This is a genomic window from Sulfitobacter sediminivivens, assembly GCF_042611115.2.
In the GTDB taxonomy this organism is placed as follows: domain Bacteria; phylum Pseudomonadota; class Alphaproteobacteria; order Rhodobacterales; family Rhodobacteraceae; genus Sulfitobacter; species Sulfitobacter sediminivivens.
This window is the reverse complement of sequence record NZ_JBHGAR020000034.1, coordinates 1-22,454: the sequence shown is the minus strand read 5'-3', so window position 1 is coordinate 22,454 and position 22,454 is coordinate 1. Positions and strand designations below refer to the sequence as shown.

Here is a 22,454-nt window from a genome sequence, read left to right as displayed (position 1 = left end):
ACCGAGTAGGCCCCGGCCCTCGCTGCGGCACGCAACCGCATCTGAAACATCAAAGGCCGCAGCACACGCTGCGGCCTATTTGCGTTGCCAACAGCAGACAAAACCCCACCAGACAACGCCACCCACAAGCCGAACCTGCAAGAACGCGATAGGGTGAGATATTTCGGGTCTCACATTGCTGACAAAAATGTTATTCGCGGTGCACCACAGGCAACTTTCCTCACTTTGCCCTTGCTCACCGCTAACGGGACAAACTGAACCATGACCAATGAGACCGATTTGTCGTTGAAATACCTGCAATTCGCGCTTGAAGAGGCGCAAGCGACTGTCCGTGCTTATGATACCAAAGCGCAGATCGTTGGTATTGGATATACATTCGCACTGAACATTGTTGCGGCCGCAATGGGCGGGTTGCCGGGATCAGGTGAGAGCGGTCCTCTCCTTGTTATCCTGTTTTGGCTAGTTGTCATGGCTCCGCTGTTCTTGTTTGGATACGTTCTTTATCCCTCAAGACGATCAGCACCAAAAGTGCAGGATACAAGTGAATTGGGTCTGCAACGAGTCTTGTACGTCGAGATCAGGCATCATGGCACCTTTGATAATCTGCTGAATGCTGCCCAGAAAAGCGATTGGCGCGCAGAACTTGTGTATGAGGTCTTAAAGGTGTCCAAGCTTCGGGAAATCAAACGTGGCAGGTTCATCCGTGCACTTTTCACCACCGCGTTTTCATTTGCGATGCTGGCGTTGCTGCAACTGTGGTCGGCGATGGCGTAGTCTTTTGAGTTACCGGGACTTTCCCTTTGACGCCACTTTCGCTATGTTTGGCACAACCAATGGAGGAAGACATGAACAAGACTGCGATCTGAGCAATTCCAACTTTGATCAAAGGATGTTTTATGTCCGACTATCCCAAGCCCAACACGCTACATCCAATCATCCTGCCCGATGGCTCGCCTCATCAGGGCACGGTATTCCTCGCCGCCGCCATCAGCCATCCGCGCATGCAGATCGGGGCCTATACCTACGCAAGTGCCTTCGATCCACCTGATGACTGGGCCGCGCGCTTGGCCCCGTATCTTTTTGAGTTCAGCCCAGAGCGCCTGATCATCGGCAAATTTTGCCAGATCGCTGATGGGGTTCAGATCATTACCGCCTCTGCCAATCACCGCTATGACGGGATTTCCAGCTATCCATTTGCGATCTTTGGCGGTGGGCCGCGAGAGGGGCGACCCTCAATGCCGAGCCCGGGGAAGGACACCGTTATCGGCAATGATGTATGGATTGGTCAGGGGGCCAAGATTCTGCCAAAAGCCCGGATCGGGGATGGCGTTATCATTGGCGCAGGTGCTGTTGTCGGGGGTGCCGTGCCCGCATACAGCATTGTCGCGGGTAACCCCGCGCGGGTGGTGCGGCGCAGGTTTGACGCTCAAACCATTGACCGCCTGCAAGAGATCGCATGGTGGCACTGGCCCATTGCAACGATCTTGGCCCATGAGGCCGAAATCTGCGACGGAGATGTCGAGGCACTTGGTGCTGTTAGGGCCAGGCGATCTGCGCAAGGATGAGGTGGAAAACTTCGAATCCACGCGGAAAACTGAAGCCAGCGCGGCAATCCCTCTTGATCGCAGCGCAAATTGCGACTACCCCGTGCCTCGGCATAGGGGTTTAGCTCAGTTGGTAGAGCATCGGTCTCCAAAACCGAGGGTCGTGGGTTCGAGTCCCTCAGCCCCTGCCACTCTCAATCGTCACATTCTCGCCATATTCTTGCCCATCAACGGTCCGAAACCCCGTGTAGATTAAGCGCGAGCGGTTGAGAGAGACGAAAATGACGATACTGCCTGAAACCGAACCAAACCCGAACAGCGCAGACCTTGATCCAGACTCGATGGCGGCAATTCGCAACCTTTTGAAAGCTGAAACAGAGGTCAAAGCGCCGCCTGTGAGCAAAGCGGCTGTGAACAATACAGAGCCTGTCAACATAACAGAGCCCGTGAAAGAGCGGAAAGTATCCAAGGCCAAGGCGGCATTTGCCCCTTTGGCTGATCCGGAACCACAGGCGCATGACCCTCGCCGTGAGAAGGCGTTGGCCAAATCGTCGAAAGCAGATGCAAAGGCGGCAAAGCGGGCGGAGAAAGCGCAGGCAAAAGCCATCGCGAGGGCATCGCGTACCGGGGACAGCATCCTGGATCGCGCCAATGCAATCATGGATCGCGCCAAAGCAAAAGTATTGGCTTACCGCCCCACGCCAAAGCATATTGTTCTGGCCAGCCTCACTCTCTTGATTATTTTTCGACCGTGGTTGGTGCTGGGGATCTTGTTTTTGTCCCTGTTTATCATGACTGCAATTTTCCTGATCTTTGGCTATGATGGGTTATGGCTCAGGGCCATGGGGCTTGCGCGGTGGTATGCGCGGCGCAGCCGAACGCGATCAGCCGAAATACATCGTAAGCTGGATGACTTCGCAGTGAAATGGGACGCAATGCTGGACCGGTTCCCCGAAGGATCGGTTGATGGGCTTTATCTGCCTGATTTTGGCGATATGGCAGAGGCAGAGGCGCGCCATGATGCAGCGCTGGATCGCCGCTTTGACAGCTTGCGAAAAAACGAGGCGTGATCGTCGCAACCTCGTAAAGCCAATGTTGCCTTGAAACCATGCAAAAGCGCGGTTACATGAGTCCAGACCGAAACCCGAGGAAACGCGCAATGGCCACCACCAATCCACTCCAGTTCATTCAGCAGGTTCGCGCTGAGGTTGCTAAAGTTGTTTGGCCGACCCGCCGCGAAGTGATGCTGACAACGGTGATGGTTTTCATCCTTGCCGCGTTGACGGCAGTTTTCTTTGCAATTGTTGATATCATTATCCGGGGCGGCCTGCAGGCCGTGCTGGGCATGTTCGGCTGAACGACGGCCAAAAATCGCTTTCAACCCTTGAATCCTATCGGCGTGCGGGCTATTGCGCAGGCCTGACCTGAACAATAGGCGTGCGGCGATTCGAGTTGCGCGCCGATTTTTTGTTCAGGAGAGCCCGGGCGCAGGCCCGATGTGATACACGGAAATGGGTGCTGACGCTGATGCGCGCGCCGCAAGACAGGGACCAGATTTCAGATGGCAAAACGGTGGTATTCGGTCAGTGTCCTGTCGAACTTTGAGAAAAAGATCGCAGAACAAATTCGCACCACTGCCGAAGAGCAGGGGCTGGACAACGATATTGATGAAGTGCTGGTGCCCACCGAAGAGGTGATCGAGGTACGTCGCGGCAAAAAGGTGACAACGGAACGCCGCTTTATGCCCGGTTATGTGCTGGTACATATGGAAATGTCCGACCGCGGCTATCACCTAATCAACTCGATCAACCGCGTCACCGGTTTTCTGGGGCCGCAGGGCCGTCCGATGCCGATGCGCGACGCCGAAGTGCAGGCCATCTTGGGCCGCGTGCAGGAAGGCGAAGATGCGCCACGTACGCTCATTCACTTTGAAATTGGCGAAAAGGTCAAAGTGGCCGATGGTCCGTTCGAAGACTTTGACGGTATGGTTGAAGAAGTTGACGAAGAGAACCAGCGCCTCAAGGTGACGGTGTCGATTTTTGGTCGGGAAACCCCGGTCGAACTGGAATTCACTCAGGTCAATAAACAGATCTGATGGATTGGCGGGTTTTTGCCCGCCTCGCGGTTTGAAAAAGCCGTTTCATGTGGGAGGCGAGGGGGCCGCGGCACCCGGACCGGACCACGCAACATGATATCCTGCGGGACGCGTCCCAAAGGTGTTGAAAAAGGAGAAGGCCAATGGCCAAGAAACTCGTCGGTACGATGAAGTTGCAAGTTAAAGCGGGTCAAGCAAACCCGTCCCCACCTGTGGGTCCAGCGCTGGGTCAGCGCGGCATCAATATCATGGAATTCTGCAAGGCGTTCAACGCCAAGACAGCAGACATGGAGCCAGGTGCCCCTTGCCCAACCGTGATCAGCTATTATCAGGACAAGTCCTTTACCATGGACATCAAGACGCCTCCTGCGTCCTACTACCTGAAAAAAGCGGCCAAGGTGAAATCTGGCGCGAAAACGCCATCACGCGAAACCATCGGTTCCGTGACCACCAAGCAGTTGCGCGAGATCGCGGAAGCGAAGATGGCCGATCTATCCGCAAATGACGTGGAACAGGCAATGAAAATCATTCTGGGCTCTGCAAAGTCCATGGGCATTGAGGTCAAGTAAGATGGCAAAACTCGGAAAACGCACCACAGCCGCCCGCGCCGCATTTGCTGGCAAGGAAAACGTCACAGTTGAAGAAGCGGTGAAGTTGATCAAGTCAAACACAAACGTAAAGTTTGATGAGACTGTTGAAATCGCAATGAACTTGGGCGTTGACCCACGTCACGCGGACCAGATGGTGCGCGGCGTTGTGGGCCTGCCTAACGGCACAGGCAAGACAATGCGCGTAGCAGTATTTGCACGTGGTCCAAAAGCTGAAGAAGCGACAGCGGCTGGTGCCGACATCGTGGGCGCAGAGGACCTGATGGAAATCGTGCAAAGCGGCAAAATCGAATTTGATCGCTGCATCGCGACACCTGACATGATGCCAATCGTTGGTCGTCTGGGTAAAGTCTTGGGTCCACGTAACCTGATGCCGAACCCAAAGGTCGGCACTGTTACGATGGACGTCAAAGAAGCTGTTGAAGCGGCCAAAGGAGGCCAGGTTCAGTTCAAAGCGGAAAAAGGCGGCGTTGTGCATGCCGGCGTTGGCAAGGCTTCTTTTGGTGAAGCCCAGTTGGCTGAGAACATCCGTGCCTTTGTGAACGCGGTGTCCAAGGCAAAACCTGCGGGATCAAAAGGGTCCTATATGAAAAAGATCAACCTGAGCTCTACAATGGGTCCAAGCGTATCTGTTTCTGTGGACAACGCCGTAGCCGAATAAGCGACGGCGTGCCGTGTGGCACATCAGCTACAGCATGAGTTGAAAAGGCGGGCTGCTTGGCCCGCCTTTTTTGCGCGTGGGGGTAGACGCTGTTAGCAATCGTCATGGCCAACAGTCTACGGGGAAGGCGCGCCCATGATTAAACTTAAAACCTGTTTTGCAATGGTCTCGGCACACGCCCGGCAGGGGTCCCTGGCATGTTGACCGTCGCAGCGATGGTCCGTGAAACCCTTTATGCAACACTAAGATTTGTCAGTTGGTATCTCGAGCAGGGCGCGGATCTGATTGTCCTTTGCTTTGATGATCCCGATGATCCGGCAATTGAGATTTTGCAAAACATGGACCGACTGCGCTGCGTTCGTATTACGCTTGCGTTTTTGAAAAGCGTCGGCATGACACCTGATCGCCGCTTTGTGCGCCGCCAAAACAAATGCATCCAAAAGATATATCACGAGACTGACAGCGGTTGGTTCTTGCACGTCGATGGGGACGAACTGCTGTATCTTGAAGGTCGCACCTTGAAAGAGGAACTTGCTCAGACCCCGGACGACATCCGGGGGATCACGTTTCTGCCTGCCGAGCTCCTTAATACCGCTCCGGCGTCGACAGTCAGTTCGTTCAGGCTGCTAATGTCCCGCCCGCAAGTCCGAAATATCTATGGCGACTACACCAGAGACATGCGTCGGCGCAGCGGTTTGATAGGCCATACCGAAGGCAAGACCGCGACACGGGCCGGTTTTAAGGACGCCTCCATGCGCCAGCATTTTCTGCATTTTGAAGACTTGTTGCCGGTTGTGGATCGAAAGATGGGGGCTGCTGACGGGGCTTATCTGCTGCATTTTCTGGATCAGGGATATGATGTTTGGCGTGCGAAACTGGCATGGCGACTTAGCGCGCGGGGTTTCAGCGGACGTTTGACGCTGCGATTGCAAGAGATTGTCGATGGTGCGGATGCAGAAGCGGGTCTTCGCGATGTCTATGACGTCATACATCGGGCAGATGCTGCACGACTTGCGAAACTGGACGACCAGGGCGTGCTTTTTCAACACGATCTGAAGATCGACACATTGATTGCGCACTACTTTCCTCATATTGATCTGCAGCGCGATACGATGGTGGCATATACTCGCTGACGCCTGCGGTCAGGTTTTTGGCGGCAAGGTTGCAAAATTATCCGTTTCAGGGGTTGGCACTCGTGAAACAAAGCGCTACGCCCAGCCTCACGCTCATCAGCGCGATTCGTCGCGCTTTTGCGCTATTCGTCCGAGACGGTGGGTGTTGGCGTTATTTCCAACATAATTCCTGCCTGAGACGGGAAAAGGTAATTTCTTCGGGCCGCCGAACAGGCTCTCCGCAGTGACACACCCGGCCCCCGTAAGGACCCGAAATGTCGGGACACCTCTTGTTCCGGCAAAACTGAGCCGGAGGGGCAACCCTCCCTTACTGGAGTGAAACTGTGGATAGAGCACAAAAAGAACAACTGGTCGACGAACTCGGCCAAGTCTTTGAAAGCTCTGGCGTCGTTGTGGTAAGCCACTACGTCGGTTTGACAGTTGCTGAAATGCAGGACCTGCGCGCCAAAGCTCGCGAAGCGGGTGGGTCTGTGCGTGTTGCCAAAAACAGGCTCGCCAAGATCGCCCTTGAGGGTAAGCCATGCGCAAGCATTGCGAACCTACTGACGGGTATGACCGTTCTTACCTATTCTGAGGATCCTGTGGCCGCGGCCAAGGTTGCTCAGGAATTCGCCAAAGGGAACGACAAGTTTGTCATTCTCGGTGGTGCAATGGGCGAGAACGCGTTGGATGTCGCCGGTGTCGAAGCCGTGTCTAAAATGCCTTCACGTGACGAGCTTATCGCCACAATCGCGGGCATGTTGGGCGCACCAGCATCGAACATCGCCGGGGCCATTGGCGCACCTGCAAGCAACATAGCGTCGATCCTGTCCACCATCGAGGACAGGGCGGCTGCATAAAGCACATCGTCAAGCTGGCGCAGGGTTGAACCTTCGCGTTGGAACACACATATCTTTAACGGAAAGAGCTAAAACATGGCTGATCTGAAGAAACTGGCAGAAAGCATCGTTGGTCTGACGCTGTTGGAAGCACAAGAACTGAAAACAATCCTCAAGGACGAGTACGGCATCGAGCCCGCAGCAGGCGGCGCAGTGATGATGGCTGGTCCTGCAGATGCTGGTGCAGCTGCTGAGGAAAAAACTGAATTTGACGTCGTTCTGAAGAACGCGGGCGCATCTAAGATCAACGTGATCAAAGAAGTGCGCGGCATCACCGGTCTTGGTCTGAAAGAAGCCAAGGATCTGGTCGAAGCAGGCGGCAAAATCAAAGAAGGCGTCGACAAAGCCGAAGCCGAAGACGTCAAAGCCAAGCTGGAAGCAGCTGGCGCAGAGGTCGAACTGGCCTAAGCCGGTTCATCAGGGAGCCGTTTTCGGGTAACGAAAACGGACTGGAATTTGCGAGAATTCCGGCATATCCCGCAGCAAACATTGGCTGGATGGAGAGGTTTCTCTGTCCGGCCAAACCTGTCTTGAAGGATGCTTTTTCGCAAAGCCTCCTTCTGGAGAGGTCCAAAGGTCGGAAGAGGTGCGGTGGGACGCGGCTCAAGAATTGACCGGACATATCCGCTCTTAGGGGTGTGCATCACGGCCCCGGTGATGTCACGCCAGACAAGAGACACGAAAGGTGACACGACACATGGCACAATCCTTCCTTGGCCAGAAGCGTCTACGTAAATATTATGGCAAAATCCGCGAAGTGCTGGAAATGCCGAACCTGATTGAGGTTCAAAAATCATCCTACGACCTGTTCCTTAATTCCGGTGATGCCGACACGCCCACAGATGGCGACGGCATCCAGGGTGTTTTCCAGTCGGTATTCCCGATCAAGGACTTTAACGAGACCTCCGTGCTTGAATACGTCAAGTACGAGCTGGAAAAGCCCAAGTACGATGTTGAGGAATGTCAGCAGCGCGACATGACCTATTCAGCGCCGCTGAAAGTGACCCTGCGCCTGATCGTGTTTGATATCGACGAAGATACGGGTGCGAAATCGGTTAAGGACATCAAAGAACAGGACGTGTTCATGGGCGACATGCCTTTGATGACGCCCAACGGGACGTTCATCGTGAACGGCACTGAGCGTGTGATCGTATCCCAAATGCACCGCTCACCCGGCGTGTTCTTTGACCATGATAAGGGCAAGACCCATTCTTCAGGTAAACTGCTGTTCGCCTGCCGTATTATTCCCTACCGCGGGTCATGGCTCGACTTTGAATTCGACGCCAAAGACATCGTTTTTGCGCGCATTGACCGTCGTCGCAAATTGCCTGTGACCACGCTGCTTTATTCTTTGGGTCTTGATCAAGAAGCGATCATGGACGCGTATTACAATACCGTTACCTACAAGCTGAAGAAAAACAAAGGCTGGGTTGCGCCTTTCTTCCCGGATCGTGTACGGGGCACGCGGCCAACCTATGACATCGTTGATGCGAAAACCGGCGATGTGCTGTTTGAAATGGGCAAGAAAGTGACGCCACGCGCGGTCAAGCAATTGATCGACGACGGCAAGGTCAAGGAACTGCTGCTGCCGTTCGAGCACATCGTGGGCAAGTTTGTCGCCAAGGACATCATCAACGAAGAAACCGGCGCGATCTATGTCGAAGCTGGCGATGAGATGACGCTTGAATACGACAAAGACGGCACACTGATCGGCGGTACTGCGAAAGAATTGATCGACGCGGGTATCACCGAGATCCCGCTGTTGGACATCGATAACGTCAATGTTGGCCCCTATATGCGCAACACCATGGCGGCAGACAAGAACATGAACCGAGACACCGCGCTCATGGATATCTACCGCGTCATGCGTCCGGGTGAACCACCGACCGTCGAAGCGGCATCAGCCCTCTTTGACACGCTGTTCTTTGATTCAGAGCGTTATGATCTGTCAGCCGTTGGCCGGGTGAAAATGAACATGCGTCTGGATTTGGATGCAGATGACACGCAGCGCACATTGCGCCGCGAAGACATCGTGGCATGTATCAAAGCATTGGTTGATCTGCGTGATGGCCGTGGCGACATCGACGATATTGACCACTTGGGCAACCGCCGGGTGCGTTCGGTCGGCGAATTGATGGAGAACCAGTACCGTGTTGGTCTGCTGCGCATGGAGCGCGCGATCAAGGAGCGGATGTCTTCGGTCGAGATCGACACCGTCATGCCGCAGGACCTGATCAACGCAAAACCAGCGGCTGCTGCCGTCCGTGAATTCTTTGGCTCCAGCCAATTGTCGCAGTTCATGGACCAAACCAACCCGCTCTCCGAGGTTACGCACAAGCGTCGCCTTTCAGCGCTTGGGCCAGGTGGTCTGACACGCGAACGTGCCGGTTTTGAGGTACGCGACGTGCACCCAACGCATTATGGCCGGATGTGCCCGATTGAGACGCCCGAAGGGCCGAACATTGGTCTGATCAACTCGCTGGCGACCTTTGCACGGGTCAACAAATACGGCTTTATCGAAACGCCATACCGCAAGGTGTCCAATGGCGTGGTGTCGGACGATGTACAGTACATGTCCGCGACCGAGGAAATGCGTCACACCGTGGCGCAGGCCAACGCGAACCTTGATGAAAACATGAAGTTCGTGAATGAACTGGTCTCAACCCGGAAATCGGGTGACTATACGCTGTCGCCATCGACCTCTGTTGACCTTATCGACGTCAGCCCGAAACAATTGGTTTCGGTCGCGGCATCGCTGATCCCATTCCTTGAAAATGACGATGCGAACCGGGCCTTGATGGGGTCGAACATGCAACGTCAGGCGGTGCCTTTGCTGCAGGCCGAAGCACCGTTTGTCGGCACAGGTATCGAAGAAGTTGTGGCGCGGGATTCCGGCGCGGCCTACATGGCCAAACGGGGCGGGATCATCGACCAGGTTGATGCGTCGCGTATCGTTATTCGTGCAACGGAAGACCTTGAGCTGGGCGACGCGGGTGTGGACATCTACCGCATGCGCAAATTTCAGCGGTCGAACCAGAACACCTGTATCAACCAGCGTCCGCTGGTGAAAGTGGGTGATACGGTTCAAAAAGGTCAGGTGATTGCCGATGGTCCGTCCACGGACATGGGCGAACTTGCCTTGGGCAAGAACGTGGTCGTCGCGTTTATGCCTTGGAACGGCTACAACTACGAAGACTCGATCCTGATTTCCGAACGTATCAGCCGTGATGACGTGTTTACTTCGATCCACATCGAGGAATTCGAAGTCGCCGCACGTGACACCAAGCTTGGGCCAGAAGAAATCACTCGCGATATTCCAAACGTTGGTGAAGAAGCGCTGCGCAACCTCGACGAGGCTGGCATCGTCTATATCGGCGCGGATGTTGAACCGGGCGATATTCTGGTGGGTAAGATCACGCCAAAAGGCGAAAGCCCGATGACGCCGGAAGAAAAACTGCTGCGCGCCATCTTTGGTGAGAAAGCATCGGACGTGCGGGATACGTCGCTGCGGGTGAAACCGGGTGATTTCGGCACGGTTGTCGAAGTGCGCGTGTTCAACCGTCACGGCGTTGAAAAAGACGAACGTGCGTTGCAGATCGAGCGGGAAGAAGTCGAACGTCTGGCCCGTGACCGGGACGACGAACTGGCCATTCTGGATCGTAACATCTATGCGCGTCTGCGCGACATGATCCTTGGTAAGGTTGCTGTGAAAGGCCCGAAAGGTGTCAAATCCAACAGCAAGATCACCGAAGAACTGCTGGACGATCAACTGACCCGTGGTCAGTGGTGGCAGCTGGCACTGGAAGACGAAGATGACGCGAAAATCGTCGAAGCCCTGAACGAGCAGTACGAGATCCAGAAGCGGACCTTGGATGCACGGTTTGAGGACAAAGTCGAGAAAGTGCGCCGCGGGGATGATCTGCCTCCGGGCGTGATGAAGATGGTCAAAGTGTTCGTGGCGGTGAAGCGCAAGCTGCAACCGGGCGACAAAATGGCTGGTCGTCACGGCAACAAAGGTGTGATTTCCAAGGTTGTTCCCATGGAAGACATGCCATTCCTCGCCGATGGCACGCCGGTTGATTTCTGCCTCAACCCGCTGGGTGTTCCCAGCCGGATGAACGTCGGTCAGATTTTGGAAACCCACATGGGTTGGGCCGCACGCGGTCTGGGTGTGAACATCGACGAAGCGCTGCAAGACTATAAACGCACCGGCGATCTGACACCTGTGCGCGAGGCGATGAGCCTTGCCTATGGCGAGGACGTCTATGCCGAGGGTCTGGCAGACATGAGCGAGGAAGATCTGGTCGAAGTCGCGGGCAATGTCCGCAACGGTGTGCCAATCGCCACGCCCGTTTTTGACGGTGCCAAGGAAGCGGATGTGAATGATAGCCTGAAACGTGCGGGCTTTGACACATCCGGTCAGTCGATCCTGTTTGACGGCCGCACAGGCGAGCAGTTTGCCCGCCCTGTGACTGTGGGCGTCAAATACCTGCTGAAACTGCACCACCTTGTGGATGACAAGATCCACGCGCGTTCTACTGGTCCATACTCGCTGGTTACCCAGCAGCCATTGGGCGGTAAAGCGCAGTTTGGTGGTCAGCGCTTTGGTGAGATGGAGGTCTGGGCACTTGAAGCCTACGGCGCTGCATACACCTTGCAGGAAATGCTGACGGTGAAATCGGACGACGTTGCGGGCCGTACCAAGGTCTATGAAAGCATCGTCAAAGGCGAGGACAACTTCGAGGCCGGTATCCCGGAATCGTTCAACGTTCTTGTCAAAGAAGTCCGTGGCCTTGGCCTGAACATGGAACTCCTGGATGCGGAGGAAGATGAGTGAGTTTAGCGCCGGACTTCTTGAAGAAGTCCGGTCCGTTTTTCTTAAAGAAAAACGCCTCATTCCCACCGCTTTCGAGATAAATCTAAGGATTGAAAATGAACCAGGAACTGACAAACAACCCGTTTAACCCTGTCGCGCCGACCAAGACGTTTGACGAGATCAAGGTATCTTTGGCATCGCCAGAGCGTATCCTGTCGTGGTCATTCGGCGAGATCAAGAAACCAGAAACCATCAACTACCGGACGTTCAAGCCTGAACGTGACGGTCTGTTCTGTGCGCGTATCTTTGGACCGATCAAAGATTATGAATGCCTGTGTGGTAAATATAAGCGCATGAAATATCGCGGCGTTGTCTGCGAAAAGTGTGGTGTCGAAGTTACGCTTCAAAAAGTCCGCCGTGAGCGGATGGGCCACATTGAACTTGCGTCGCCTGTTGCGCACATCTGGTTCTTGAAATCACTGCCAAGCCGGATCGGTCTCATGCTCGACATGACACTGCGCGATCTGGAACGTGTTTTGTACTTTGAAAACTACGTTGTGATTGAGCCGGGCCTGACGGACCTCACCTACGGTCAGATGATGACCGAAGAAGAGTATATGGACGCCCAAGACGCCTATGGCATGGACGCTTTCACCGCCAACATCGGTGCCGAAGCGATCCGCGAAATGCTGGCGGCGATCGATCTTGAGGCCGAAGCAGACCAGTTGCGTGCTGATCTGAAGGAAGCCACAGGCGAATTGAAGCCCAAGAAGATCATCAAGCGTTTGAAGGTTGTGGAAAGTTTCCTTGAATCCGGCAACCGGCCGGAGTGGATGGTTCTGACCGTGATCCCCGTGATCCCGCCAGAATTGCGCCCGCTGGTGCCGCTGGACGGGGGTCGTTTTGCGACGTCTGATTTGAACGATCTGTACCGCCGTGTGATCAACCGTAATAACCGTCTGAAGCGTCTGATCGAACTGCGTGCGCCCGATATCATCGTGCGTAACGAAAAGCGGATGTTGCAGGAATCTGTCGATGCATTGTTTGACAACGGCCGTCGTGGTCGGGTGATCACGGGTGCCAACAAACGTCCGCTGAAATCACTGTCTGACATGCTGAAAGGCAAGCAGGGCCGCTTCCGTCAGAACCTTTTGGGTAAACGGGTCGACTTTTCCGGTCGTTCGGTCATCGTGACTGGGCCTGAGCTCAAGCTGCACCAATGCGGTCTGCCGAAAAAGATGGCTTTGGAACTGTTCAAGCCGTTCATCTACTCACGTCTTGAGGCCAAAGGCCTGTCTTCGACAGTCAAGCAAGCCAAAAAGCTGGTGGAAAAAGAGCGTCCCGAGGTTTGGGATATCTTGGATGAAGTGATCCGCGAACACCCCGTCATGCTTAACCGTGCACCGACGTTGCACCGTTTGGGCATTCAGGCGTTTGAACCTGTTCTGATTGAAGGCAAGGCGATCCAGCTGCATCCGCTGGTGTGTTCGGCCTTCAACGCGGACTTTGACGGCGACCAAATGGCTGTGCACGTGCCGTTGTCTCTTGAGGCACAGCTCGAAGCGCGCGTTCTGATGATGTCTACGAACAACGTTCTGTCCCCTGCCAACGGTGCTCCGATTATCGTTCCGTCTCAGGATATGATCCTGGGCCTGTATTACACCACGCTTGAGCGTGATGGGCTCAAGGGTGAAGGCAAAGTCTTTGGCACAGTGGACGAGGTTCAGCACGCGCTGGACGCAGGCGAGGTGCATCTTCACTCCAAGGTCAAGGCGCGGATCAAACAGATCGACGCCGAGGGCAACGAAGTCATGACGCGTTTTGACACCACGCCGGGTCGTGTGCTTTTGGGCGCGTTGTTGCCGCTGAATGCCAAGGCCCCATTTGATCTGGTCAACCGTTTGCTGCGCAAGAAAGAAGTGCAGCAGGTCATCGACACTGTGTACCGCTATTGCGGCCAGAAAGAGTCGGTTATTTTCTGTGACCAGATCATGACCATGGGTTTCCGTGAGGCGTTCAAGGCCGGTATTTCGTTTGGTAAAGACGACATGCTGATCCCTGACAGCAAATGGCCATTGGTTGATGAAACACGCGGTCAGGTAAAAGACTTTGAACAGCAGTACATGGATGGCCTGATCACTCAGGGTGAAAAGTACAACAAAGTCGTTGATGCCTGGTCCAAGTGTAACGACAAGGTGACGGACGCGATGATGGGGGCAATCTCCGCCAGCCACAAAGACGCGGATGGCTCTGAGCGTGAACCAAACTCGGTCTATATGATGGCCCACTCCGGTGCGCGTGGTTCGGTGACACAGATGAAGCAGTTGGGCGGTATGCGCGGTCTGATGGCCAAGCCGAACGGCGACATCATTGAAACGCCGATCATCTCGAACTTTAAGGAAGGTTTGACGGTTCTTGAATACTTCAACTCGACCCACGGTGCCCGTAAGGGTCTGTCGGATACGGCGTTGAAGACTGCGAACTCCGGTTACCTGACGCGCCGTCTGGTGGATGTGGCACAGGACTGCATCGTGCGTATGCACGATTGTGGGACAGAGACAGCGATTACGGCTGTTGCGGCGGTGAACGATGGTGAGGTTGTGTCGTCATTGGCCGAGCGTCTGCTGGGTCGTGTGAACGCCGATGATATCCTGCGCCCTGGCACAGACGAAGTGTTGGTTCCCGCAGGCAGCATCATTGACGAACGTATGGCTGATCTGATTGACGAAGCAGCCGTTGCATCCGCGCGCATCCGTTCACCTCTCACTTGCGAGGCCGAAGAAGGTGTTTGTGCAATGTGCTACGGTCGTGACCTTGCACGTGGTACGCTGGTGAACCAAGGCGAAGCGGTGGGCATCATCGCGGCGCAGTCCATTGGTGAACCCGGTACACAGCTGACGATGCGGACGTTCCACATCGGCGGTGTTGCCCAAGGCGGCCAGCAGTCGTTCCTTGAGGCAAGCCATTCAGGTAAAGTTGTCTTTGAAAGCGCCATGACACTTGAGAACGCCGCTGGCGATATCATGGTCATGGGCCGTAACATGAAGTTGTCGATCGTTGACGAGAATGGTGACGAACGTGCCAGTCACAAGGTCGGTTACGGTACTAAGCTGTTTGTCAAAGAAGGCGTGAATGTTGAACGTGGTGACAAACTGTTTGAATGGGACCCTTATACCCTGCCGATCATTGCTGAGAAATCAGGTATGACCAAGTTTGTGGACCTTGTGTCGGGTATCGCCGTCAAGGACGAGACCGATGATGCAACGGGCATGACCCAAAAGATCGTAATCGACTGGCGCGCGGCCCCCAAAGGCAACGAACTGAAGCCGGAAGTGATCTTGGTCGGTGACGATGGCGAACCGGTCCGCAACGATGCAGGCAATCCTATCACCTATGCGATGTCCGTTGATGCGGTTCTGTCCGTCGAGGACCAGACCGAAATCAAGGCCGGTGACATCATTGCGCGTATTCCGCGTGAAGGTGCCAAGACCAAGGACATTACCGGTGGTCTGCCACGTGTGGCCGAACTCTTTGAGGCACGCCGCCCCAAGGACCACGCCATTATCGCGGAAATCGACGGCTACGTGCGCTTCGGCAAGGACTATAAGAACAAGCGCCGTATCGCGATTGAGTCCTCAGAAGACAGTGAAGTGAAAGTCGAATACATGGTGCCAAAGGGCAAACACATTCCCGTTGCGGAAGGTGATTTTGTTCAAAAGGGCGATTACATCATGGACGGCAACCCAGCGCCGCATGACATCCTAGCGATTATGGGTGTTGAAGCGTTGGCTGATTATATGATCGACGAGGTACAAGACGTGTACCGTCTGCAAGGTGTGAAGATTAACGACAAACACATCGAAGTCATCGTGCGTCAGATGCTGCAAAAGTGGGAAATCCAGGAATCTGGTGACACCACGCTGCTGAAAGGCGAACACGTCGACAAGCAGGAGTTCGATCAGGCCAACGAAAAGGCATTGTCCAAAGGTGGCCGTGTTGCCAAAGGCGAGCCGATCTTGCTCGGTATTACCAAGGCGTCGCTGCAAACGCGTAGCTTTATCTCTGCGGCGTCGTTCCAGGAAACAACGCGCGTGCTGACCGAAGCATCGGTACAGGGCAAGCGGGACAAACTGGTTGGTCTCAAAGAGAACGTCATCGTGGGTCGTCTGATCCCGGCGGGTACGGGCGGTGCGACCATGCAAATGCGCAAGGTTGCAGCGGACCGCGACAACGTCGTGATCGAAGCCCGCCGCGAAGAAGCCGAGGCAGCCGCCCGTTTGGCAGCACCGGTAAACGATGATTTGGTCGGTGGTGACGTGTTTGACACTGTTATCATTGATGAGGAAAGCCGCGATTGATCGCTGACTAATCCCAAATTCGACAAGGCTCCCATCGCAGATGCGTTTGGGGGCCTTTTTTTTACGTCTGCCAGCTAATATGCTGCTCAGAATAACCGGGGCAGAAGCATGGCAGCGCGCTATAAGGTGCAGATTAAGGGACTGGTTCGTTTCTCGTACCTGTCCGAAGGTGGTTTTACCATGTCAGAGCAGGGCCAGGATGCCGTGCGCGAAATCTTGTATGATCCTGCGCGTCTGGATCGTCGGTTTCGCATGTTTGAACAACTGGCGCTGCATTCGATCAAACGACAGCGCAATCCAAATTTCAAAGTTGGGGTTTTAATCGGGGACAGTTTGCCAGATGCCGCGCGTGACCGTCTGGAAAATCTGGTCAAAGATGTGCCGCAAGTTCAGATCATATCATTGCCGCCCCTGGTCCATTTCAACGCCATCCGGCATGCCTATGGTGCCATCAAAGACGACCCGGACGCCACGCACACGGCAACATTCCGGTTGGACGACGACGATGCAATGCACCGTGTCACCACCAAGCGCATTGGGCAAATCGCCGGGCCGTTGTTGTCGTTACGCGACCCCAACACGCCCTTCGCCATCGCGTTCAACAGAGGATTCTACCTTGATATTGGCAACAAGGACGTACCGATTTCGGAATGGTATGAAAAGACCCCCCTTGGGGTTGGCCTTGCGTTGGTGGCACCTGTTGGCGATCCGGTAAACGTGTTTCGGCGTAACCATCGAAAGCTGGGTGAATATTACGATTGCATGACCGAGGTTGAGCGCCCTATGTTCATCCGTTCTGTGCATATGGACAATGATTCCGGGGCGGCACCCACAGGTCGCCAAGGGGATCTGGGCCGTCGCGAGATTGCCCGGGTTTTGCGGATTGGCTTTGGGCGAACCCTTGATGAATTAAAGGCACTATAGATGTCCCCAAATATGATCGGCGCATTGTTGATGATGGCGTCGATGGCCAGTTTCACGCTGAATGATACATTGATCAAACTAACCGGCGGTGCAGTTCCGCTGTTTCAGCTGATCTTTTTGCGGGGGCTTTTGACCACCGCGCTGATCCTTGTTTCCAAAGGGCGGCTTGGTCCAATGCACCTGAACGTCGCAAAATACGATTGGGGCTTTATCGCGCTGCGCTGCGGGGCCGAGATTGGGGCGGCGTATTTCTTTTTGTCGGCGCTGCTCAATATGCCATTGGGCAATGTCACCGCGATTTTGCAGGTGCTGCCGCTGTCGGTCACGCTTGCGTCTGCGCTGGTGCTGCGCGAGGCGGTGGGGTGGCGGCGAATGTCGGCCATTCTGATCGGTTTTTGTGGCGTGATGATGATCGTCAAACCGGGGGCGGATGGGTTTAACATCTGGTCCATTTATGCGCTGATCGCGGTGGTTTGTGTGACGGTGCGCGATCTGGCGACCCGGCAATTGTCTAAGGGGGTGCCGTCGATGACGGTGACGCTTGTGACTGCCAGCTCCATCACCATCGCTGCGGGCCTTGCATCGCTCAGCGATCCATGGGTGCCGATCACGCGTGATCTGGGGCTGATGATCGCCGGTGCGTCAGTCTTTGTTTTGGGTGGCTATTTCTTTTCCATTCAGGTGATGCGGGTCGGCGATGTGTCGTTTGTCGCGCCATTCCGCTATACCGGACTGATCTGGGCGTTGCTCTTGGGGTGGTTTGTGTTTGGTGACTGGCCGGGCTGGCTGACCCTGACAGGGGCGTTCATCGTGGTGGCCACAGGCATCTTCACACTCTACCGCGAACGCAAGGTTTCACCATCGGGTGAACCCAGGGTTTCAACGCGCTGAAAACACCTGTCGCACATGGTCAATGTCGATGGCAAAGCGGTCGCGGAACAGGTTTTCTTCATCAGAAGTCAGTGCTGACACAGCGGTATCCGGTGCCTTGTTTTGCCGTGAATCGTTTGATGTGTTGTGGCTGCGCACCCACATGGGCGGGTCAGAAAAACAAACCGCAGGCATAAACCTTGGGATCTTGTCATGGGCGAAATTCATGATGGTCAGGGGACAATTCCCTTTGACATACATGCCCAAAGCAGCGGTATAGAACTGGCGAAAGGTTTGGGCCGCGCGGATGCCCTGCGCGCCAAATTCCGCGATGTATCCCATGTTCCAATCAAGTGCGACGGTCTTGTGTTTCTTGAGCAGCGGCGTACAATCCCGCGTTGCCTTGCGCAGTTTTTCAATGAAATCCACAGACACCGCATCGTCATCGTCAAAGCGGAATTGTAGGCAGGGGTCAGTTGGATTAAGCCGCGCCTCATTCAGAATCTCTTTCATCACTTCACGCTGATTGCGCGGCGGTTCCCTGTGGATCAGCGCTTGGGGAAAGTCCGCAATCAGACCCTCAAGCCGTTTTTCATGCCGCGCCGGAAACTGGTCGCCAATCACGATGATTAGGCTAAAATTCGGATCGGTTTGCACCTTGAGGCCCGGCAGAGCAACCGTTTCAAAAAGCTGAAAACGTTCGTTGAGGCGATGCTCCTCATAAAGATACGCGATTCTTTCTTCGATGCTGTCATGTTCGACCTGAAAGCCACCGATGGCCGGATAGGAAAATCGGCATAATCCGATGGCTTGCATAACGCATGATCCTTATCTTCCCTAGGCGGGCTGTCCATATCAGCGCGAATATGCAAGGCAAGGGCAACCGGAGGCAAGGAACAATGCCCGCAAAACCTCGTGCGAGTGGGGGGCGCGAACATCTGGCTGGTGCTGTTGACACCCCGCCGCCAACCCCCTATACGCCCGCATATCTCGGGAGCAGGTTCTTGCTTGCAGGTCCGACATCATAACTTAAGTGGTCACGATCCGGTCTAATGCTGACCCGATCCTCTGTAGCCCCACTGCCTCGTTTTCCTCGGTACGGGAACGTGGCGGTGTTTTTGCTTTGTGTAACGCAGAGCACCGAAATCGAAGCCGCATGGGGGTGTGTCCCCCATGTATCAAATGTGAAGCTAAACGGGGATAAAACCGGAATGCCAACGATCCAACAGCTGATCCGCAAACCGCGCCAGCCGAAAATCAAACGTTCAAAGTCCATGCACCTTGAGCAGTGTCCACAAAAACGTGGCGTGTGTACGCGCGTTTATACAACGACACCGAAAAAGCCCAACTCGGCCATGCGTAAGGTTGCCAAAGTGCGCCTGACAAATGGTTTTGAGGTCATCAGCTATATCCCGGGTGAAAGCCACAACCTTCAGGAACACTCTGTGGTTCTGATCCGCGGCGGTCGTGTAAAAGACCTTCCGGGTGTCCGCTACCACATCCTGCGCGGTGTTTTGGATACGCAAGGCGTGAAAGATCGCAAACAGCGCCGTTCCAAATACGGTGCCAAGCGTCCGAAGTAAGTATCGCCATGGGTGGGGGCTTTGCTCCCGCCCGACCAACCGACACGTAAGGCAAGGCCCTGCCTCGCCCCCGCCAAGAGGAAGACAACGACATGTCACGCCGTCACGCCGCTGAAAAACGCGAAGTACTGCCGGACGCCAAGTATGGTGATCTGGTTCTGACCAAATTCATGAACAACCTGATGATCGACGGTAAAAAGTCGGTCGCAGAACGTATTGTTTATAACGCGATGACCCGCGTTGAAGACAAGATCAAACGTGCCCCGATCGAAGTGTTTCACGAGGCGCTGGAAAACATCCAGCCGTCCGTCGAAGTACGGTCACGCCGCGTTGGTGGTGCCACATATCAGGTGCCTGTTGAGGTGCGTCCAGAGCGCCGTGTTGCGCTGGCGATCCGCTGGTTGATCAAAGCCGCCCGTGCGCGCAACGAAAACACCATGGAAGAGCGCCTTGCAGGTGAACTGATGGACGCCGTTCAATCCCGTGGTACCGCCGTTAAGAGACGCGAAGACACGCACAAAATGGCCGATGCCAACAAGGCATTCAGCCACTACCGCTGGTAACTACGTCGGGTTTTCCCGACGCCGTTGCGCCCGTTCGGGGCGCAACACACCCTTTCAGACACTCCTGAGGAAGCTTTCCCATGGCACGCGACTATCCGCTCCAACGCTACCGCAACTTTGGCATCATGGCTCACATTGATGCCGGTAAGACCACTTGTTCCGAACGCATCCTGTTTTACACAGGCAAATCCCACAACATCGGCGAGGTCCATGATGGTGCCGCAACGATGGACTGGATGGAGCAGGAACAGGAACGCGGGATCACCATTACATCCGCTGCGACAACCACGTTCTGGCAGCGTCAGGAAGAGCCGACACCAGAGGCCACTTCCGACACGAAGTACCGCATGAACATCATCGACACTCCTGGTCACGTTGACTTTACCATCGAAGTTGAACGGTCCTTAGCTGTTCTTGACGGCGCGGTTGCCGTTCTGGACGCCAACGCCGGCGTTGAGCCGCAGACAGAAACCGTTTGGCGTCAGGCCGACCGGTACAAAGTGCCGCGCATCGTGTTCGTGAACAAGATGGACAAGATCGGCGCTGACTTCTTCAACTGCGTCAAGATGATCAAAGACCGTACAGGTGCGACACCTGCGCCGATCCAAATTCCAATCGGTGCTGAAACCGAACTGGAAGGCATGATTGATCTCGTGACCATGGAAGAATGGGTTTGGGAAGGCGAAGATCTGGGCGCAAGCTGGGTCAAAAAGCCAATCCGTGACAGCCTCAAGGCGAAGGCCGACGAATGGCGCGCCAACCTAATCGAGACTGCTGTCGAGATGGATGATGAAGCGATGGAAAACTATCTGATGGACGGTGCCGAGCCGGACGTCGATACCCTGCGCAAACTGATCCGCAAAGGCACGCTGGCCATCAAATTCATTCCGGTTCTGTGTGGGTCTGCGTTCAAGAATAAGGGCGTTCAGCCTTTGCTCAACGCTGTGATCGACTATTTGCCCAGCCCGCTGGACGTTGTCGATTACATGGGCTTCAAACCCGGTGATGAGACAGAAACGCGCGACATCCCGCGCCGCGCCGATGACGATATGGCGTTCTCTGGTCTTGCCTTCAAAATCATGAACGACCCCTTTGTCGGCTCTCTGACCTTTACCCGCGTCTATTCGGGTAAGCTCAAGAAAGGCGACAACCTGCTGAACTCGACCAAAGGCAAGAAAGAGCGCGTCGGTCGTATGATGATGATGCACTCGATCAACCGCGAAGAGATCGAAGAAGCATGGGCCGGTGACATCATCGCGCTTGCAGGCCTGAAAGACACCACAACAGGTGATACCCTGTGTGATCCGTCCGATCCGGTGGTTCTTGAAACGATGACGTTCCCAGATCCAGTGATCGAGATTGCGGTTGAGCCAAAGACCAAAGCCGACCAGGAGAAGATGTCAGCAGGTCTGGCACGTCTCGCAGCCGAAGACCCATCCTTCCGTGTGGAAACTGATCTGGAATCCGGTCAGACCATCATGAAGGGCATGGGCGAATTGCACCTGGACATCCTCGTGGACCGTCTGAAGCGCGAATTCAAAGTGGAAGCCAACATTGGTGCGCCACAGGTTGCGTATCGTGAAACGATCTCTCGTGAAGCTGAAGTGGTTTATACCCACAAGAAGCAGTCGGGTGGTTCTGGTCAGTTCGCGGAAGTGAAGATGATCCTGATGCCAACAGAGCCGGGCGAAGGGTATTCTTTCGAGTCGCGTGTTGTTGGTGGGTCGGTGCCAAAGGAATATATTCCGGGCGTCGAAAAGGGCATCAAATCTGTCATGGATTCCGGTCCGTTGGCGGGCTTCCCGGTCATCGACTTCAAGGTGGCCTTGATCGAAGGCAAGTACCACGATGTGGACAGTTCCGTTCTGGCGTTTGAAATCGCGGCCCGCATGGGCATGCGCGAAGGCATGCGCAAAGCGGGTGCCAAAATGCTGGAACCGATCATGAAGGTCGAAGTTGTGACACCGGAAGAATATACCGGCGGCATCATCGGCGATCTGACCTCACGTCGCGGTCAGGTTCAGGGTCAGGACACACGCGGTAACGCGATTGCAATCGACGCATTCGTGCCTCTCGCCAACATGTTCGGTTACATCAACACCCTGCGGTCGATGTCTTCGGGACGTGCGAACTTCTCCATGCAGTTCGACCATTATGAAGCGGTTCCACAGAACATCTCTGACGAGATTCAGGCCAAATTTGCATAACCGGGATGGCGGGGCATAACCCCGCCCTACCCAAACTGTAGGGTGGGTTTCAGACCCACCATCCAACACAAAACCAAGGAGACCTCCCCATGGGTAAGGCAAAGTTTGAACGTAATAAGCCACATGTTAACATTGGCACGATTGGTCACGTTGACCACGGCAAGACGACGCTGACGGCGGCGATCACCAAGTATTTTGGTGACTTTCAGGCGTA

At 54.9% G+C, this 22,454-nt stretch carries 19 protein-coding genes and 1 tRNA gene; 19 read left to right on the top strand and 1 reads right to left on the bottom strand.

The window, feature by feature from the left end; genetic code table 11:
• The first annotated feature begins 261 nt into the window (after nucleotides 1-261).
• From ACEWL3_RS19515 to ACEWL3_RS19445, 15 genes are all read left to right on the top strand, one after another.
• Entirely contained in the window at nucleotides 262-774 is a 513-nt protein-coding gene (locus ACEWL3_RS19515) for a Pycsar system effector family protein (protein ID WP_386185306.1), read from the top strand.
• A gap of 122 nt (nucleotides 775-896) precedes the next feature.
• Nucleotides 897-1,565: a CatB-related O-acetyltransferase gene (locus ACEWL3_RS19510; protein WP_386185309.1), complete on the top strand. Its 669-nt coding sequence runs from the start codon at nucleotides 897-899 to the stop codon at nucleotides 1,563-1,565.
• 94 nt (nucleotides 1,566-1,659) lie between these two features.
• Nucleotides 1,660-1,735: transfer RNA gene (locus tag ACEWL3_RS19505), tRNA-Trp, on the top strand.
• A 90-nt stretch (nucleotides 1,736-1,825) separates the two neighbouring features.
• Nucleotides 1,826-2,614: a hypothetical protein gene (locus ACEWL3_RS19500; RefSeq protein WP_386185311.1), complete on the top strand. Its 789-nt coding sequence runs from the start codon at nucleotides 1,826-1,828 to the stop codon at nucleotides 2,612-2,614.
• An 89-nt stretch (nucleotides 2,615-2,703) separates the two neighbouring features.
• Nucleotides 2,704-2,901, top strand: coding sequence for a preprotein translocase subunit SecE (secE, locus tag ACEWL3_RS19495; protein WP_386185313.1), 198 nt, complete (start codon nucleotides 2,704-2,706; stop codon nucleotides 2,899-2,901).
• A 204-nt stretch (nucleotides 2,902-3,105) separates the two neighbouring features.
• The gene (gene nusG / locus ACEWL3_RS19490) at nucleotides 3,106-3,639 is read left to right on the top strand and encodes a transcription termination/antitermination protein NusG (RefSeq protein WP_386185315.1); all 534 of its coding nucleotides are present in this window, start codon (nucleotides 3,106-3,108) and stop codon (nucleotides 3,637-3,639) included.
• 143 nt (nucleotides 3,640-3,782) lie between these two features.
• Nucleotides 3,783-4,208 (top strand): 50S ribosomal protein L11, encoded by a 426-nt coding sequence (gene rplK / locus ACEWL3_RS19485; RefSeq protein ID WP_386185317.1) that lies wholly within the window; start codon nucleotides 3,783-3,785, stop codon nucleotides 4,206-4,208.
• 1 nt (nucleotide 4,209) lies between these two features.
• Complete coding sequence (rplA, locus tag ACEWL3_RS19480; RefSeq protein WP_386185319.1) at nucleotides 4,210-4,908, top strand: 50S ribosomal protein L1; 699 nt, start codon at nucleotides 4,210-4,212, stop codon at nucleotides 4,906-4,908.
• Nucleotides 4,909-5,105: 197 nt separating this feature from the next.
• Nucleotides 5,106-6,041, top strand: a complete 936-nt coding sequence (locus ACEWL3_RS19475) for a glycosyltransferase family 2 protein (protein ID WP_386185322.1) — start codon at nucleotides 5,106-5,108, stop codon at nucleotides 6,039-6,041.
• Between the two features lie 323 nt (nucleotides 6,042-6,364).
• Complete coding sequence (gene rplJ, locus ACEWL3_RS19470) at nucleotides 6,365-6,880, top strand: 50S ribosomal protein L10 (RefSeq protein WP_114879849.1); 516 nt, start codon at nucleotides 6,365-6,367, stop codon at nucleotides 6,878-6,880.
• Between the two features lie 75 nt (nucleotides 6,881-6,955).
• Complete coding sequence (rplL, locus tag ACEWL3_RS19465; protein WP_114879848.1) at nucleotides 6,956-7,327, top strand: 50S ribosomal protein L7/L12; 372 nt, start codon at nucleotides 6,956-6,958, stop codon at nucleotides 7,325-7,327.
• A gap of 289 nt (nucleotides 7,328-7,616) precedes the next feature.
• Nucleotides 7,617-11,756, top strand: coding sequence for a DNA-directed RNA polymerase subunit beta (rpoB, locus tag ACEWL3_RS19460; RefSeq protein ID WP_386185325.1), 4,140 nt, complete (start codon nucleotides 7,617-7,619; stop codon nucleotides 11,754-11,756).
• A gap of 95 nt (nucleotides 11,757-11,851) precedes the next feature.
• Nucleotides 11,852-16,093 carry a DNA-directed RNA polymerase subunit beta' gene (gene rpoC / locus ACEWL3_RS19455; RefSeq protein ID WP_386185327.1) on the top strand — a complete coding sequence of 1,414 codons (4,242 nt, stop codon included), beginning with the start codon at nucleotides 11,852-11,854 and terminating at the stop codon, nucleotides 16,091-16,093.
• A gap of 108 nt (nucleotides 16,094-16,201) precedes the next feature.
• Nucleotides 16,202-17,017, top strand: a complete 816-nt coding sequence (locus tag ACEWL3_RS19450; protein WP_386185328.1) for a glycosyltransferase — start codon at nucleotides 16,202-16,204, stop codon at nucleotides 17,015-17,017.
• Entirely contained in the window at nucleotides 17,018-17,908 is an 891-nt protein-coding gene (locus ACEWL3_RS19445) for a DMT family transporter (RefSeq protein WP_386185330.1), read from the top strand.
• Here the strand turns inward: ACEWL3_RS19445 and ACEWL3_RS19440 are convergent.
• Nucleotides 17,897-18,703, bottom strand: coding sequence for a putative rhamnosyl transferase (locus ACEWL3_RS19440; RefSeq protein ID WP_386185332.1), 807 nt, complete (start codon nucleotides 18,701-18,703; stop codon nucleotides 17,897-17,899). The two genes, ACEWL3_RS19445 and ACEWL3_RS19440, sit on opposite strands and share 12 nt — an antisense overlap.
• 395 nt (nucleotides 18,704-19,098) lie before the next feature.
• Between ACEWL3_RS19440 and rpsL the strand changes: the two genes are divergently transcribed.
• The 4 genes from rpsL to ACEWL3_RS19420 form a co-directional block, all read left to right on the top strand.
• The gene (gene rpsL, locus ACEWL3_RS19435) at nucleotides 19,099-19,470 is read left to right on the top strand and encodes a 30S ribosomal protein S12 (RefSeq protein WP_009810698.1); all 372 of its coding nucleotides are present in this window, start codon (nucleotides 19,099-19,101) and stop codon (nucleotides 19,468-19,470) included.
• A gap of 92 nt (nucleotides 19,471-19,562) precedes the next feature.
• Nucleotides 19,563-20,033 (top strand): 30S ribosomal protein S7, encoded by a 471-nt coding sequence (gene rpsG / locus ACEWL3_RS19430; RefSeq protein ID WP_386185334.1) that lies wholly within the window; start codon nucleotides 19,563-19,565, stop codon nucleotides 20,031-20,033.
• 80 nt (nucleotides 20,034-20,113) lie between these two features.
• A complete protein-coding gene (fusA, locus tag ACEWL3_RS19425; protein WP_386185337.1) occupies nucleotides 20,114-22,240 on the top strand; it encodes an elongation factor G in 2,127 nt (708 codons plus the stop codon).
• Nucleotides 22,241-22,329: 89 nt separating this feature from the next.
• The coding region (locus tag ACEWL3_RS19420; RefSeq protein WP_386183206.1) for a GTP-binding protein at nucleotides 22,330-22,454 on the top strand (125 nt) is incomplete at its 3' end.

Bases quoted from the DNA above. Each gene is read 5' to 3' on its own strand.
- ACEWL3_RS19515 (WP_386185306.1), top strand. From the start codon at position 262: ATGACCAATGAGACCGATTTGTCGTTGAAATACCTGCAATTCGCGCTT.
- ACEWL3_RS19510 (WP_386185309.1), top strand. From the start codon at position 897: ATGTCCGACTATCCCAAGCCCAACACGCTACATCCAATCATCCTGCCC.
- ACEWL3_RS19500 (WP_386185311.1), top strand. From the start codon at position 1,826: ATGACGATACTGCCTGAAACCGAACCAAACCCGAACAGCGCAGACCTT.
- secE (WP_386185313.1), top strand. From the start codon at position 2,704: ATGGCCACCACCAATCCACTCCAGTTCATTCAGCAGGTTCGCGCTGAG.
- nusG (WP_386185315.1), top strand. From the start codon at position 3,106: ATGGCAAAACGGTGGTATTCGGTCAGTGTCCTGTCGAACTTTGAGAAA.
- rplK (WP_386185317.1), top strand. From the start codon at position 3,783: ATGGCCAAGAAACTCGTCGGTACGATGAAGTTGCAAGTTAAAGCGGGT.
- rplA (WP_386185319.1), top strand. From the start codon at position 4,210: ATGGCAAAACTCGGAAAACGCACCACAGCCGCCCGCGCCGCATTTGCT.
- ACEWL3_RS19475 (WP_386185322.1), top strand. From the start codon at position 5,106: ATGTTGACCGTCGCAGCGATGGTCCGTGAAACCCTTTATGCAACACTA.
- rplL (WP_114879848.1), top strand. From the start codon at position 6,956: ATGGCTGATCTGAAGAAACTGGCAGAAAGCATCGTTGGTCTGACGCTG.
- rpoB (WP_386185325.1), top strand. From the start codon at position 7,617: ATGGCACAATCCTTCCTTGGCCAGAAGCGTCTACGTAAATATTATGGC.
- rpoC (WP_386185327.1), top strand. From the start codon at position 11,852: ATGAACCAGGAACTGACAAACAACCCGTTTAACCCTGTCGCGCCGACC.
- ACEWL3_RS19450 (WP_386185328.1), top strand. From the start codon at position 16,202: ATGGCAGCGCGCTATAAGGTGCAGATTAAGGGACTGGTTCGTTTCTCG.
- ACEWL3_RS19445 (WP_386185330.1), top strand. From the start codon at position 17,018: ATGTCCCCAAATATGATCGGCGCATTGTTGATGATGGCGTCGATGGCC.
- ACEWL3_RS19440 (WP_386185332.1), bottom strand. From the start codon at position 18,703: ATGCAAGCCATCGGATTATGCCGATTTTCCTATCCGGCCATCGGTGGC.
- rpsL (WP_009810698.1), top strand. From the start codon at position 19,099: ATGCCAACGATCCAACAGCTGATCCGCAAACCGCGCCAGCCGAAAATC.
- rpsG (WP_386185334.1), top strand. From the start codon at position 19,563: ATGTCACGCCGTCACGCCGCTGAAAAACGCGAAGTACTGCCGGACGCC.
- fusA (WP_386185337.1), top strand. From the start codon at position 20,114: ATGGCACGCGACTATCCGCTCCAACGCTACCGCAACTTTGGCATCATG.